A 14,238-nucleotide genomic window follows, 5' to 3' on the forward strand; every position below is an offset into this window, starting at 1 on the left:
AATCGACTAATAATTACCATCCTTAAAACCTTTCGATAGCATGCATGAATTAGCCTCTTAGCGCTCATACTATCTTCACAACGGGCGAAGGAGGTGACACACATGGGTCAAGCAGGTCAAGGTCGTAGCAGCCGTTCCAATAACCTTGTAGTTCCTCAAGCAAATGCAGCGTTGCAACAATTGAAATATGAAGCAGCACAAGAGCTTGGAGTAACGATCCCAGCTGACGGTTATTACGGGAACTACACTTCCCGCGAAACTGGTTCTTTGGGAGGTTACATCACTAAACGTCTAGTACAACTGGCAGAACAACAACTGTCCGGTCGTCAGTAACATCGTTATCTTAAGTGTTTTATCCGGCAGAGGTCTTAAAAAGCCTATTGCCGACTAGCTTTCAAACCTCTCACACTTCTTCCAGAAGCTGTGGGAGGTTTTTCTAATTTATAGCCTATAATCCCAGCTGCAAACAATTTTTATGTAAAACGTTTAACTTAAAAATTGATCAGCACTCTCGGCGTAAGCATTACGGGGAGATCGAATCATCAGATTCGCCATATTATAATTAGACTCCAGCGTAGCATCTACGATTAGCTTTCCCTGTCTTATAGCGAACTCATAGCTGATCTCACCATGAGTCCAACGGCGTTTGTATTTCAGACTCTCCAGTGCCATTAGACGAAAAGAAGACTGCTGGCTCTCCGTTATTCCTTCCTTCACTTCTGTGAATCCCCCCCCCCGACCGGCTAAAGGATGATGACGTATGCCGAATTTGCCAATGGTATTATTTCGTATTTGCACAAATACCGTACCGGAAGATAGTCCTGACAATTCCTCTTGCAGTTCCCTAAACACCAAATCCATCTGTCTTGCTAATGATAGCTGTTCTGTCTTAAGCATATCTTTCCTCCTAAAAGTTTTGTGAGCTTAGCTACTTCGAGTTTACTTCGTCTTATAAATCGAACCCTAAATATTTGGGCTAAGGGCCCGTCGCCACTGCGGGGAATGTTTGGACTTCCAGCCGCTGTTCTCTCCAAATTTCTTGAATTCTTACGCGTATAGCGGGTGAAATTCGGAGACAAAGGCAGTCGCTCTCGCTCTTACAGTTCCAAAATTCCCCTCCGCCACTCCTTCCCCTTTTCCCAAGTTTCTGGTTCGATTTATATCGTTTTGTGAGCTTAGCTACTTCGAGTTTACTTCGTACAAATCGGCTTAGTAAGCGCTTACTTAAGCTTTTTGAGCTGAGCTCATTTGTCTTCCATGCAAGCCTTTTATAAGGCTCAAGGCTCATTATAGACCCCTTAAATACGTCAAACAACATTATTCTACAAAATTGGGTTATTATCCCTAGTAATGCGCAAAATTCATGGATCATTCGTATATTAATTTTTATAAACCGGGGGTTTTCGACATTTAAGCATTAAAAAAAGACCCCTTAACCGGGGTCTTTGCGTGTTCACACTGAAATTCCGTTATTTTTTGTGTCCTGAAATTTGTCTTATTTTAGACATTTCACGCTAAATGCTCTGTCATCTCCAAGAACTCGGTAATATCAGCCACGATCAGATCTGTAGCTCCTTGCCAGAAATCCGGTTTTGTCAGATCCACACCCAAATGTTTGAGCACCAAATCCTCCAATGTCATCACGCCGGTATCCTGCAACAAGCTATCGTATTTGTCTGCAAAGGAAGCTCCCTCTTGTAATGCCAGACGATATAAGCCTGTACTGAACATATAACCAACGGTGTACGGGAAATTATAGAAAGGTACATCTGTGATATAGAAATGCAGCTTCGACGCCCAGAAGTGAGGATGGTATTCAGAAAGCACACCACAGAAAGCTTCTTTCTGTGCTTCCACCATCAGAGCGGACAGTTCCTCAGCATTTACAAGACCTTCCTTACGTTTCTCATAAAAGCGAGTCTCGAACAAGAATCGAGCGTGAATGTTCATAAAGAATGCCACACTGTTCTGTATCTTCGTTTCAAGCAGAGCCAGCTTCTCCTCTGCATTGCCCGCAGCTTTAACCTGAGCATCAGATACAATCACTTCTGCGAAGGTTGAAGCGGTCTCTGCAACGTTCATTGCATAATTCTGATTAAATACAGGTTGATCATCAAGCAGGTAGGAATGATAAGCATGTCCCAGCTCATGAGCCAATGTTGAAACATTGGAAGGTGTGCCGCTGTAAGTCATGAATATCCGTGATTCTTTACTCTCAGGGAAGGAAGTACAGAATCCACCAGGACGTTTGCCATTACGATCCTCAACCTCGATCCAGTTATTATCAAAGGCACGCTCTGCAAACTCAGCCATCTTAGGACTAAATTTACGGAACTGTGTGACGATATCCTTCGCAGCTTGATCATAAGGGATCTTGCCGGAGGATTTGCCTACAGGAGCTTCGACATCGACCCATGAGAGAGAATCCAGCCCCAGCAGCTTGGCTTTACGCTGAAGGTAGGACACAAGTACAGGTTTGCTATTCGTAATCACGTCCCACATCGTATTTAAGGTGTCCTGTGTCATACGATTGATGCTGAGCGGATCTTTCAGAACATCGTCCCAGCCTCTGCCCTTATAGAGCTTCAGGCGGAAGCCTGCTAAGTGATTTAAGGTATCCGCGCAATTATCTGCCGCTTCAGTCCAAGCCTCTTCCCATTTATGGAACATCGTTTGACGCACTTTTGGATCTGGATCATCCAGCTTATTAAAAGCTTGACCAGCAGATAGCAGCTTTGTTCCTTCTTCATCCTCAAATGGGATCTTGATCGAGCTAACAATCGTATCATAGTGCCCGCTCCATCCATGATATCCGTCAACAGCTAATTCCAACGCTAAGCTTTCCAGCTCAGGGCTCATCTTCTCACGGGCCAAATCACGGCTCTCGCTCAGTACGAACGTTAAAGGAGCAATCTCTGGACGAGCCATCCACTCAGCCCATACCTTGTCCGTAGTCTGACGAAGTACATTGCTAAATTGCGAGCTGATCCCTTCGAATCCGGCGCGCATGCTTGTCACTTTGGCCGCCAGCCTTACCGCACCCTTGTCCATCTGATTCTGAGCGCCTAGACAGTCTGCGAAGGAAGTGACCTCCACAAGTCTTCCTGAACAGCTCTGAAGCAATGCTATAACCTCATCCAATGCTTTTGTAGACGCAACATCCGTTGGTGCCACAGCATCCTTCACAAAGCCTTGCAAGGATAAAATATCTTTTTCAAGCTTGCTCAAGAACCCTTCTAACTCTGCAGACGAAGAACCCCCCGGAAAAATAGTATCAAGTTCCCAAGTCAGTGATAACGGTTGTTTCATGTGTACTCACCATTCCTTTGCTTTCATTTGACTTTCTTTGTAATTGTCTTAACACCATGGTAAAGTGAATAACGATATCTGAACATTTATAGCCGATAAACTTTAGGAGGGCATCCATATGAAGCCACTACAAATTTCACCGGAAACAGCCATTACGTTATCCAAGCAACTAGGCGTTCCTTTGGAACACTTGATGCATATGCCCCAACATATTTTACTACAAAAAATAGCGGAGCTATCCAAAAAAGAAAATCCCCCACAAACTGAGGGAGAAAATGAAGAGACTCCTTCTGGGAAGGACTCACAATGATTCCATTTAGTCATACCTGGCCTTATGACATCATTCTAGGCGATATGTATGTGCAATACTGTCCATTCTGCAACTCAGAGAATGTGCTTCTGCCTATGAAGCCAAAAGAATTACAAATCGTTCGTGACGGCAAGAAAAAACTGCTCGTCTTCCCCTGCTGCAGCGCCAGTCCTACAGTTATAGATAATGACGGCGATTACCTTTTGTTCGATCGAGCTGTCAGATAAGCAAATCCTAACATTTTCTTTCTACAAAGCGCAGAGGAGAATTTAATTCTCTTCTGCGCTTTTTGTTGTTCGCAAACATTATGAACTTGAAGACAAGCCTTCGATATCAACTTCAACATCTAGAGCCTCAGCACGCATTTGCTCCCGTAAAATAACCCACTGCTCACGTGCCGCTCGAATCATCGCCGCATCCATGATCTTCTGATCATTGATCAGACGGGAGAACCACATTACAGCCACTGAGTATTCTCCGATCCGCCGATTAAGTTCGCCGATCAGGTACATGAGCCGGGCATCATTGCCGGCAATGCCATCTATTTCATAGACCTTAACATACTCGTCCAAAGAATAGCGTAAAAAACGCTTCTCCTGCTCAGTCTCCCCTTGATAGCGATAGAGCCAAGCAATATGATGCAGCAGACTTGCGATAATCCGATCTTTATCGTTAATACTTTGAGCACATAAAAGCGCCAGCTTATAGGTCTCGAGCGCAGTTTCCCAGTCTCGTTTCTCTCCAAAGTCCCGGCTCTTCCAGCGTTTCCCTACCTGTTCATTAAATGCCTTGCGCTGGCGTTCCGTCAGCTTGTCAGCCGAATTTTCTGTGGAGGCAAACCCGCAATTGGGGCAGACCCGTACAACATAATAATCCGGATTCTCATTTTTATAATACGCGCAGAAATCAGCATCACGTCGAATAGCCTTTTTTAGACTAGGACGTACCCGCGAGGTTGAAAATTCATTTTCACAGTTGCAACACTTGACCTTAATAGAATATAGGGGTATTAACTCTGTCAAGTACTCTCATTCCTTTCAGGATCAACCTGTCCCTTGTTATTCCTGGGGCATGTTAACAAAATGATGTGCAGGACCTGCAAGGCGGCTAAGCACGAATGAACGCAGTGGTTCTTCGACTCCAGTCTCCACCAGTGCCTCTTTCATACATTGTAACCACTCCTCAGCACGTTCTGGAGTAATAGGAATATGCATATGCCTTGCTCTCATCATGGGATGTCCATGTAATTCCGAATAAAGTGGACCCCCGCCAAAAAACTGTGTCAGGAATTGATATTGCTTCTCCAGAACTGGAGTAATATCTTCAGGGAACAAGGGTCCCAGCTGCGGATGAAGCTGTACCTTGGCATAGAACACTTCCACCAACCGATGTAGTGCTTCAGCCCCCCCTAGATTGTCATATATACTCTCATTTGGATTCATTGAGGTTACCAGCCTTCTTCCATATTAATGAAACGTTACTTATTTTATTATACCAAAGATAAGCATAACACGGATATCCGTCGAAAGTGCTCTCTAAACTACAGAAAAAAGGCGCTAAACTATAGTTCAGCGCCTGAAGAGTAAGGTTAGTAGGTCCTAAATTCCTCATCACCAGGAGGGACGAGAGAGACCCGGATTACATATACAAAAGCACAAACGAGAACTCCGGCTATAACGCTCATCGCCATCACTCCATCCCATTTAATCGTGTAACAGAGGGTGCATTTATTTATTACATAATATCATAATTCCTGCGAAAAAGCACAGATAATTGTAACCGCTTTCTCCATTTTTTTGTGCTGTTTGTCCCTCTTTTTGCATACATCTAACCATAGACCAGGAGGCGTTAATTATGACTTTTAAAAAGATTGGCGGCCCGCTGCTGGGATTCATATTGGCAGGTTGTATGCTGCTTATGTTACTTCATCCTGAAGCATCTCTTGCCGCAGCCTTACGTGGCCTGGCCATCTGGTGGGACGTGCTCTTCCCTTCACTGTTTCCCTTCTTCGTCATTTCTGAAATCATGCTAGGCTTAGGCATTGTCCATCTCTTCGGCGCTTTACTTGATCCACTGATGCGTCCCCTCTTCGGTATACCAGGCAGCGGTGGTTTTGTCGCGGCCATGGGATATGTATCAGGATATCCCGTTGGAGCCAAATTAACCGCTAAGCTGCGGGAGCAGAAGCTGATCAGCAGAATCGAAGGTGAACGCCTTGTAGCATTTACAACCTCCTCCGATCCTATTTTTCTATTAGGGGCGGTATCCGTTGGGTTCTTTCGCGATGCTTCTTTGGGGCTAATATTGGCACTAGCCCACTACGGAAGTGGCTTAATGGTTGGTCTCCTAATGTCATTTCATGGACGTAAGGAACAAAAGACCCCCACCCAAGACCCAACAAAAAGTAGTTCTGACGTCCCCTCTGCTCCAGCAAAACAAGGATTCGGCAGAATACATGCCGCACTCCTTGCGATGTCCGAAGCCCGGCGCAAGGATGGACGTAGCTTCGGAGAGCTGTTAAAAGGAGCGATCCAATCCTCGCTACAGCTTATTATTGTCGTAGGGGGTCTGGTTGTATTCTTCAACGTGCTAATGGAGCTGCTTGCCCGTGCCGGAATCCTGCCCTCACTATTTAGCCTGGCCGGATCTCTCGTCTCCCTTGTTGGAGGGCCTCCCGAATTAGCTCAGGCCTTGATCAGCGGATTATTCGAGGTCACCATAGGTGCCCGTTCTGCTGGTGAAGCCGCTTCTTCCATCCCGCTTCAATTCAAGGTCGCAGCAGCTGCCTTTATTCTCTCTTGGGGCGGATTATCTGTACATGCCCAAGTCGCCAGTATTTTGAACGGTACCGGGCTGCGTTATCTGCCTTTCTTAACTGCGAGACTAATACATGCCGTACTCGCAGCAGGTCTCGTGGTGCTGCTATGGAAGCCTGTGATGGGATCAGGATTGTCTTCTGCCTGGGTCTCTCTGCCAGCCTCCACCGCCTTTACACCTTCAGCCTCTGGTGTCACTGCCAACCTAGCTCTACTGAGTCTTATACTGGCCGCTGCTCTTCTAGTGTCACTGCTTATTCCTGTCTTTATGGCAATGCTCCGATTGATGCGCCGAAGTTGATTACATATTGTGTTCCGGGGCAAGATTGATTATGATCGGTGTATGACGGAATTATATAAAGGAGCTTGTACATCTTGAGATATTATGTTCTGGACCGCGGTGATGAGCTGTCAATCAAACTTGCCGAGCAATTTCACAAGCTGGCGGCGGAGCGGGATTTGCAACTGGATGCCGAGTCTCCGGAAATCGTCATCTCGATAGGTGGAGACGGCACAATGCTGCACGCTTTTCATACCTTTATCGATCAGATTCCCAACTTAGCCTTTGTAGGTGTGCACACAGGACACCTCGGCTTCTATGCGGACTGGCAAGCAGAAGAGCTGCCCACCTTAATCGATTATATGTGCGGAACCGGTGATACTGAGCCGCAAATACCGCGCATTGTGAAATATCCATTAATAGAGCTGGAGATTCACAAAAAATCGGGATCTTCGTCTCACATTGCCCTCAACGAATTTACCCTTAAAGGGGTGGATGGAACTATAATGATCCAAATCGACATCAATGATGTCACCTTCGAAATGTTCCGGGGCGATGGACTTTGTATTTCAACTCCCTCTGGCAGCACCGCTTATAACAAAAGCCTTGGGGGCGCTATGGTTCACCCTTCAATAGAAGCGCTGCAGATTGCCGAAATCGCGTCTATTAACAACCGTGTATTCCGGACAATGGGCTCTCCGCTACTACTGCCGAAGCATCATCATTGTGACATTTTTTCATGTAAAGACCAGCGTTTGCTGCTCACCGTAGATCATAACAACATTCCTGTTGATGACCTGATTTCAGTACGCTGTCAAGTTTCAGACAAAAAAGTCAGCTTTGCAAGGTATCGTCCGTTTCCGTTCTGGAACCGTGTCCGTGAAGCTTTCTTAGTCTGAGATCAGGGGATCAAAAAGCTGGAGATTTCAATATCTCCGGCTATTTTTGGTGTGACAAAACTAACACCAATTGATAGACATAGAGAGAAATCAAATGGTATAATGAGGCTATTTTACAAAGAGTTACATAAAAGGAGAGAGTACTGTTGAAAAAATTATTATCCCTCTTGAGCATAAGTCTTCTGGCCCTGATACTGGCGGTCCCGGCTTTTGCTGCTTCAAAACCGATTGATGTTTATATCAACGGCAGTAAGGTTTCCTTTACCGCAGGAACCCCATACTTAGCGAACAATTCTGTACTTGTCCCTTTCCGGGTCATCTTCGAAAAGCTTGGACTTCAGGTGCTTTGGGATGCCAAGACTGGAACAGTAACAGGTAAAAGTTCAAATCTGGCGATCAGCCTGAAAATTGGCAGCAACCGCGCAACCGTTAACGGAACCGTGAAAAAACTGACCACCGCACCAGTCTCCTCAGCTGGCACTACATACATTCCTTTACGTTTTATCGCAGAGGCAACCGGAGGCACAGCCGTCTGGAATTCAACCAGCAGAAGCGTGCAAATCACCACCCCAGTATCCAAAGATAAGGACGAAGCAGCGATTACAGCATTAATCCGTTTGTCTAATAAATATTTCAATGAAGAAAAAGCAATTAGCTTCTATTCCCTTATGGATTCAGAATCCTCTAATGCGGACTCGGTGGCGGATCTTAATGCATCCTTTGAGATTTTTGACATAAAAAATACTATTGAGAGTTTGGAAATCATTGATATTTCAGGCAATGACGCTACTGTCTATACACTGGAAAGCTCTCGCCGGACAGGTGGGGCCTATACGCCAGATACAGAGGACGAATACATGTATACACTTATCCGCAAGAATGGAAGCTGGAAAATATCATCTGTGGAATCCCAAAGCTCCGTGATACTGCTGACTCGTGAACAAGCTCTAAAAACAGCAGCTAACATTCCTCAAAATGATGCGGATGCCATCAAAGGTAATATCACCAAATATTATCAAGCTATGAATGAACAAAATTCGGCCGCTGTTCTTTCCACCATGACTTCATACGGAGAAGAATATGATACTTCCCTTAAGGAAGATCTGGAAGATTTCTTTACTTCATATGACGTCATTTATACTCCAAGCGTTTCGAGTATCTACTATTTTAGCGCCAAAGAAGCAGCTATTTATGTAGAAAGCAAAGAGAAGGATGCCAGTGAAGAGGAAACTTTTGAGCAAGGCACGATCTTCATTTTATCCAAGTCGGATAACGGGGTATGGACTACTGATAACACCTACAGCGTTTACTATAAACTTGTGAAATCCTAACAACCATACGTCACAGAAAGTTAATTCGTGCAGTGTATACTTTCTTATCTTATAAATTATATAAAAAGGGCGTATGATTCCATGAAATCCAATAAAGTAATAAGTGCACTTCTAGGCAGCTGTCTGGCTTTATCCCTAACTTTTGCTCCAGTGGTGTCTGCTGCCGATGCCGCTCAGGCATCTACAGATAACCGTGATCTTATCAATGAAGTCATGAATATTCTGGAGAACTATAACCTCTCCGGTGTAGATAAGGATACCTTGATTCGTGGAGCCATTGACGGCATGGTGAACACCCTGGATGATCCCTATAGCCAATACTTCAATACCGAGGAAGCGGCACAATTTGAACATGATGTTGATCTGGAATACGTTGGTATTGGTGTTAGATTGCAATATACCGCAACAGAACTCTACATCGAAGACATAACACCCGGTTCGCCTGCAGAACAAGCAGGTCTGAAACGCGGCGATACGATAGTCAAAATTAACGGAATCCCCGTTGAAGAGACTGAAGGTGACGAGTTAAGCGGAGCCGCAGGCACCAAGGTCACTCTGCAGGTGCTCCGGAATGGAGTGTCTAAATCATTTCGTGTAACCCGGAATGAAATCAGCTCAACTTCCGTTACCGGAACCATTGTTGGACAGAAAATAGCCTACATCACACTGAGCGGTTTCACACAGAATTCCGATGAAGAATTCGCCGCCATGCTGAAAAAGATGCGCGCAGCAGGTATGAAATCGATGGTGCTTGATTTGCGTGACAACTTAGGCGGCTATATGGATTCGGCATACAACATTACCTCCAATTTTATGGATAAAGGCATCATGATGTATACCTCCGATCAAACCGGAGCACTTACTCCAGTAACGATTACCAGCGGCAGCAAAATAGGTGTACCCGTCGTTATTCTAACGAATGAGTACACTGCCAGCGCTTCTGAGGCGCTTACTGGCGCATTACGTGACAATAAGCTCGCTACCGTCGTAGGCACTCGTTCTTTCGGCAAAGCACGTATTCAGAGCCTGCTTCCAATGTCTAATGGAGACATGCTGAAGCTGACTACGCAGAAATACCTAACTCCAAATAAAGAAGACTTTAATCACATCGGCCTTGCACCGGATATTGAGGTTAAAGGCAAAACTGCACAGCTGATTACCGCTCTTCAGATTGCAGGAATGAAAAGCATTGAGGTTTCCGGTGATCATCATATCTTGAACGTCAACGGGGTTGCCTTTGCTGGTAATGTGGGTCTAATAAAGCAAGGAGATAAGACTTATGCTTCTTCGCTCGTATTAGGTGCACTGATCGAAGGCGACATCACATGGGATGCCAAGAACAAAAAAGTCATCGTAACGAACGGGGCAGGTAAAGCGACCGGCTTTACATTGTCCTCCAAAGAGGCGCTTTCTCAGAACGGCGAGACCTTCATTGAATTAAATGCCTTTAAGAAGAAGTTCCCTGCGCTTGTATGGAGTTACAATGCAACACAGAAACAATTGAAATTATCTGTAAAATAGATCCTTAATCTCACTAATCATTAAGCTGCTGAATCAAGCACCAATGAGTAAAAACAGGAGTTGTCACATAAGCCATGAAATGGCCGTTGAGACAACTTCTGTTCTTTGTTTAGTTTGATAATATTTGCACCTACGAAACATCTGTAGCACCTATCGGACATGGATGACCCTAAACGCAATATTAATCCATATTTGTTATGCTATCGGACCCCATAGTCGCTATTGGTATGAAAAACACCATAATTACGCCTCTTTCTAACGAATAGCATCATTGGAGTCCGAAACCCCGCTCAAAAGGCTGAAAATTCGCAAATAACGGCATCTGGGTCCTTAAGCCTTAGGGGATGATGAAACTGCTGGGTCAAGCAGCCAACGACTAACAGCAAAGAGCAGCAGAGCAACACACAGCAGCACAGCAACACCGAGCGGCACAGCAACACCGAGCGGCACAGCAACACCGAGCGGCACAGCAACAGCAGAGCAGCGATCTCCAAGTACCGGGAGAAACGCTGCTCTGCTATTTTTTATAAGAAAAAAAGCTGGCTCATTCGTAGAAGGACTCTACTTATGGTTCAGCTTTCATCATTAAGATTGTGAATTTTCTATGTTTTGGTTGTTTTGGTTGTTTTGAGCGCTTTGAGGTTTTGGTGTGTTTTGGGGCTTCTGAGACTGACCTTGTGGCGGTCTGCCTTGGAAATCCTTTTTGGATTTCTTGCCCTGTGAATCCTTGCCCCGGTGATTTCGGCTCTGATGTTCTCTCACAGGTCTATCCTTCGCCATATTGTCCTTAGAAGAAGTCATCTCTTTAAATGCCAATGAGTGATTCGAGCCTTGCTTAGAGGATGTTTCTTTAACAGAGAACTCTTTATCTGCAGCCGCTTCATCACTAGCTTCCCCTTCTTGCTCCAAGGCCTCTTCATCACTCGGCTCTGGTATTTCTTTGATTAAAATATCCTTGAACATGCCTTCCTGTGGTACCTCTTTCAATTTATGCAGCACAAAATAAGCGCAGCCAAAATTGCAATATTCATTAATATAATCAACCATACCCGAAATCGCTGTATCCCGATTCACCTTAGGATGGTTGTCCCGGTAAAAACCTTTCAAACGCAACTGACTGTAACCCCAGTCACCGATAATATAGTCGTATCTTTCCAGCACCTCGCTATATCTCCCGCGAAACGCCTCCGGATTCCAACCATCCTTATGATCCAACATAAGTTCATAGCCTTTTCCGCCTATTACGATCAAACCTTTTGTCGCCTGCCTTTCTTTGGGTATCGTGGCGTTGATTATGCCGCCATCTATGTGGAATATTGGGCTTTCGGTCGCTGTTCTAGAACCGCTCCTACAGCACCAATATTCCCCTCCGATGACGCAAATCAACGATTTTTATGGGTAACCTAAGAGCAGAGATATCAGAACGCTGTCGCTTCTTCCTCCTCTTACTAACATTCTCCGTGAATTAAACCACAGAAAAGCAATAATTAGCTAGAAGAAACCGCACGCTCCTCGCGAGCTTGAGCTGCAGACTTCACCTGCTCATGCGCATGATAAGAGCTGCGAACTAGCGGGCCTGATTCCACGTGGCTGAAGCCACGCTTCATTCCCTCTTCCTTCAACAGTGCAAATTCCTCCGGTGGATAATATTTCTCCACATTTAAGTGTTTTGGAGTGGGTTGCAAATATTGTCCTAAAGTCAATATATCACAATTTACGGCTCGCAAATCATCCATTGCTTGTAAAATCTCATTCCACTCTTCACCGACACCAAGCATGATGCTCGATTTGGTTGGAATATTGGGTTTCATTTCCTTGGCTCTGCGCAGCAATTCCAAGGAACGAGGGTACTTCGCTTTAGCCCGTACACGATCTGACATCCGTTCCACGGTCTCAATATTATGATTAAGAATGTCTGGATTACTGTTCATGACAATCTCAAGACTATTCCGGTCTCCTAAAAAGTCTGGAATAAGCACTTCAACACTACATAACGGAAGGCGTTTACGAATCGCCGCTACCGTCTCAGCAAAAATCTGAGCGCCACCATCCGCAAGATCATCGCGGGCCACACTAGTCACCACACAGTGACGAAGATTCATTTTCTCTGCAGCTTCAGCTACACGTTCAGGCTCCTGCAGGTCCAGTTCTGTAGGCATCCCTGTATTCACTGCACAAAAACGGCATGCGCGTGTACAAATATCACCTAAAATCATGAAGGTAGCCGTACGGTTTGCCCAGCATTCATAAATATTCGGACACCTAGCTTCTTCACATACGGTATGTAAAGTTTTGGAACGCATCATGCTTTTGATTTCCTGATAGTTGTCACCGGTAGTTAGCTTAATCTTAATCCAATCCGGTTTAGGTTGCTTTGCTGTTTTATTAGACAAAATGATAAACCCCGCTTCCTCCTGAATGTGATGCTGCAGATGAAAGTTGCTGCCTCATATTATAACATGTGCGATTTACAATTGCCTGTTTTTGTGAAATATGCAGGGTGTATCATCTGGAGTTTCCAGCGAGATTTTTCTGGTACCTTTAGACAAGAACGGATAAAAAGTAGCATTTTGCACCAATCTATAAAAAAGCTTCATCCGAAGTGACTACATTCAATTTAATGCCCGGACAAAAGGAGGCTGTTATCTTGCTGGCCCTATTTAAGAATATTAAAGACCGGAGAACCCTGTTATGCCTGTCCGCGGCCGCTATCCTCTGGGGTGGTTTAAACCTTCCCGTTTCAGCAGCTGTAGCGCGGCCTACAATCCAACCGGTGATGAGCAGCGGGGATCCCGCTAGTGCTAGCAAAGAAGCGCAATGGTCTGGCCGTAGACAGATTTATGAGCAAATGAGCGCAGCTACTGGTATCCCGTGGTTTAGGTTCGCAGCCATTGATCAATATGAACGCACGCTCGCCAAAAAGGGAGCCTCAGGGCAGCCTGTCTCCACGCGCCTTACAGCCATAAAGATCCCGGCACCGGTATGGGCTGGTCCACTCAATCCGGATCAAGGGGATACTTCCCCGAACTCCATTAGCTTCTTTGATGGTTTTGGCAGTGATGGCTCAGGAGACGGCATTGCTGATCCAGAGAATGATGCGGACGTTCTCTATAGCATGGCTAGACACTTATTGAAGTATGGACAATCCGCTAGTGATTTCAGTATCGGGGTCTGGGAGTATTATCACAATGGCCGCGCCTCGCAGCGCATTACCCAGTTCGCGAAGTTATATGAACATTTTGGACGGCTGGACCTATCCGGCAATGCCTTCCCGCTTCCCTTAAGTAACCTTTATTCTTATCGTAGCACTTGGGGCACTGGAAGAAGCTGGGGTGGAGCACGTATCCATGAAGGAACAGATTTATTTGCACCTCAAGGAGTGCCCGTCCGAAGCACCTGCTTTGGCTTAGTGGAGACAAAAGGCTGGAACCGATACGGCGGCTGGAGAATCGGGATTCGCGATATTGAGAACCGTTACCATTATTACGCTCATCTATCTGGATATAACAAAACCATTTCTCGCGGAGATATAGTCACCCCCGGTGAGATTATTGGCTGGGTAGGCAGCTCGGGTTACGGCAATCCCGGAACTCAAGGGAAATTTCCTCCGCATCTACATTTTGGCATTTACCGCGATCGCGGAATTACCGAATGGGCTTTTGATCCGTTTCCGTTGCTGAAACAATGGGAGAATCAGGAATATAGAGACTTAAAGAACAAAAGAAGCAAAAAAAGTGCCGTAAATTAGAATAAGGTCCCTTTCCTTAGAGAG

The 14,238-nt window shown here is 45.4% G+C and carries 15 protein-coding genes; 8 read left to right on the forward strand and 7 right to left on the reverse strand.

The features are described from left to right. The first annotated feature begins 102 nt into the window (after positions 1-102). Positions 103-333 carry an alpha/beta-type small acid-soluble spore protein gene (locus tag MHH46_RS26840; protein ID WP_036685295.1) on the forward strand — a complete coding sequence of 77 codons (231 nt, stop codon included), beginning with the start codon at positions 103-105 and terminating at the stop codon, positions 331-333. A 153-nt stretch (positions 334-486) separates the two neighbouring features. Here MHH46_RS26840 and MHH46_RS26845 read toward each other — a convergent pair whose 3' ends face one another. After that, on the reverse strand, positions 487-897 hold the full coding sequence (locus tag MHH46_RS26845; protein WP_036685297.1) for a hypothetical protein: 411 nt from the start codon (positions 895-897) through the stop codon (positions 487-489). 612 nt (positions 898-1,509) lie between these two features. Next, positions 1,510-3,309 (reverse strand): M3 family oligoendopeptidase, encoded by a 1,800-nt coding sequence (locus MHH46_RS26850; RefSeq protein WP_036685300.1) that lies wholly within the window; start codon positions 3,307-3,309, stop codon positions 1,510-1,512. A 118-nt stretch (positions 3,310-3,427) separates the two neighbouring features. On the opposite strand from MHH46_RS26850, the gene MHH46_RS26855 reads away from it, so the two are divergent. Next, entirely contained in the window at positions 3,428-3,619 is a 192-nt protein-coding gene (locus tag MHH46_RS26855) for a YycC family protein (protein ID WP_036685305.1), read from the forward strand. Further along, entirely contained in the window at positions 3,616-3,846 is a 231-nt protein-coding gene (locus MHH46_RS26860) for a hypothetical protein (RefSeq protein WP_036685307.1), read from the forward strand. The genes MHH46_RS26855 and MHH46_RS26860 overlap by 4 nt, the downstream gene beginning before the upstream one ends. 78 nt (positions 3,847-3,924) lie before the next feature. Here the strand turns inward: MHH46_RS26860 and MHH46_RS26865 are convergent, their stop codons facing one another. Both MHH46_RS26865 and MHH46_RS26870 read right to left on the reverse strand, forming a co-directional pair. Continuing rightward, positions 3,925-4,641 (reverse strand): DUF2225 domain-containing protein, encoded by a 717-nt coding sequence (locus MHH46_RS26865; protein ID WP_036685310.1) that lies wholly within the window; start codon positions 4,639-4,641, stop codon positions 3,925-3,927. Between the two features lie 36 nt (positions 4,642-4,677). Next, the gene (locus MHH46_RS26870) at positions 4,678-5,061 is read right to left on the reverse strand and encodes a globin (protein WP_076134176.1); all 384 of its coding nucleotides are present in this window, start codon (positions 5,059-5,061) and stop codon (positions 4,678-4,680) included. 412 nt (positions 5,062-5,473) lie between these two features. Between MHH46_RS26870 and ylbJ the strand changes: the two genes are divergently transcribed. The 4 genes from ylbJ (at position 5,474) to MHH46_RS26890 (ending at position 10,466) form a co-directional block, all read left to right on the forward strand. Then, positions 5,474-6,736 (forward strand): sporulation integral membrane protein YlbJ, encoded by a 1,263-nt coding sequence (gene ylbJ / locus MHH46_RS26875; RefSeq protein ID WP_076193383.1) that lies wholly within the window; start codon positions 5,474-5,476, stop codon positions 6,734-6,736. 74 nt (positions 6,737-6,810) lie between these two features. Beyond that, positions 6,811-7,614: an NAD kinase gene (locus MHH46_RS26880; protein WP_076193385.1), complete on the forward strand. Its 804-nt coding sequence runs from the start codon at positions 6,811-6,813 to the stop codon at positions 7,612-7,614. 146 nt (positions 7,615-7,760) lie between these two features. After that, positions 7,761-8,945 (forward strand): copper amine oxidase N-terminal domain-containing protein, encoded by a 1,185-nt coding sequence (locus tag MHH46_RS26885; protein ID WP_076193388.1) that lies wholly within the window; start codon positions 7,761-7,763, stop codon positions 8,943-8,945. An 81-nt stretch (positions 8,946-9,026) separates the two neighbouring features. Then, a complete protein-coding gene (locus MHH46_RS26890) occupies positions 9,027-10,466 on the forward strand; it encodes a S41 family peptidase (protein ID WP_076128004.1) in 1,440 nt (479 codons plus the stop codon). Between the two features lie 330 nt (positions 10,467-10,796). Here the strand turns inward: MHH46_RS26890 and MHH46_RS26895 are convergent, their stop codons facing one another. The 3 genes from MHH46_RS26895 to lipA form a co-directional block, all read right to left on the reverse strand. Next, positions 10,797-10,934, reverse strand: a complete 138-nt coding sequence (locus MHH46_RS26895) for a hypothetical protein (RefSeq protein WP_248549587.1) — start codon at positions 10,932-10,934, stop codon at positions 10,797-10,799. Between the two features lie 117 nt (positions 10,935-11,051). Then, a complete protein-coding gene (locus tag MHH46_RS26900) occupies positions 11,052-11,717 on the reverse strand; it encodes a YutD family protein (protein ID WP_081387895.1) in 666 nt (221 codons plus the stop codon). 236 nt (positions 11,718-11,953) lie between these two features. Further along, a complete protein-coding gene (lipA, locus tag MHH46_RS26905) occupies positions 11,954-12,859 on the reverse strand; it encodes a lipoyl synthase (protein ID WP_036685320.1) in 906 nt (301 codons plus the stop codon). A 254-nt stretch (positions 12,860-13,113) separates the two neighbouring features. On the opposite strand from lipA, the gene MHH46_RS26910 reads away from it, so the two are divergent. Further along, positions 13,114-14,214 carry a M23 family metallopeptidase gene (locus MHH46_RS26910; protein ID WP_076099379.1) on the forward strand — a complete coding sequence of 367 codons (1,101 nt, stop codon included), beginning with the start codon at positions 13,114-13,116 and terminating at the stop codon, positions 14,212-14,214. The last annotated feature ends 24 nt before the right edge of the window (positions 14,215-14,238 follow it).

Origin of the sequence: Paenibacillus sp. FSL H8-0175 (assembly GCF_045040615.1) — a bacterium.
Classification (GTDB): Bacteria; Bacillota; Bacilli; order Paenibacillales; family Paenibacillaceae; genus Paenibacillus_AQ; species Paenibacillus_AQ odorifer.

Coding starts and splice junctions, on each gene's coding strand:
- MHH46_RS26840 (WP_036685295.1), top strand. CDS start 103: ATGGGTCAAGCAGGTCAAGGTCGTAGCAGCCGTTCCAATAACCTTGTA.
- MHH46_RS26845 (WP_036685297.1), bottom strand. CDS start 897: ATGCTTAAGACAGAACAGCTATCATTAGCAAGACAGATGGATTTGGTG.
- MHH46_RS26850 (WP_036685300.1), bottom strand. CDS start 3,309: ATGAAACAACCGTTATCACTGACTTGGGAACTTGATACTATTTTTCCG.
- MHH46_RS26855 (WP_036685305.1), top strand. CDS start 3,428: ATGAAGCCACTACAAATTTCACCGGAAACAGCCATTACGTTATCCAAG.
- MHH46_RS26860 (WP_036685307.1), top strand. CDS start 3,616: ATGATTCCATTTAGTCATACCTGGCCTTATGACATCATTCTAGGCGAT.
- MHH46_RS26870 (WP_076134176.1), bottom strand. CDS start 5,061: ATGAATCCAAATGAGAGTATATATGACAATCTAGGGGGGGCTGAAGCA.
- ylbJ (WP_076193383.1), top strand. CDS start 5,474: ATGACTTTTAAAAAGATTGGCGGCCCGCTGCTGGGATTCATATTGGCA.
- MHH46_RS26890 (WP_076128004.1), top strand. CDS start 9,027: ATGAAATCCAATAAAGTAATAAGTGCACTTCTAGGCAGCTGTCTGGCT.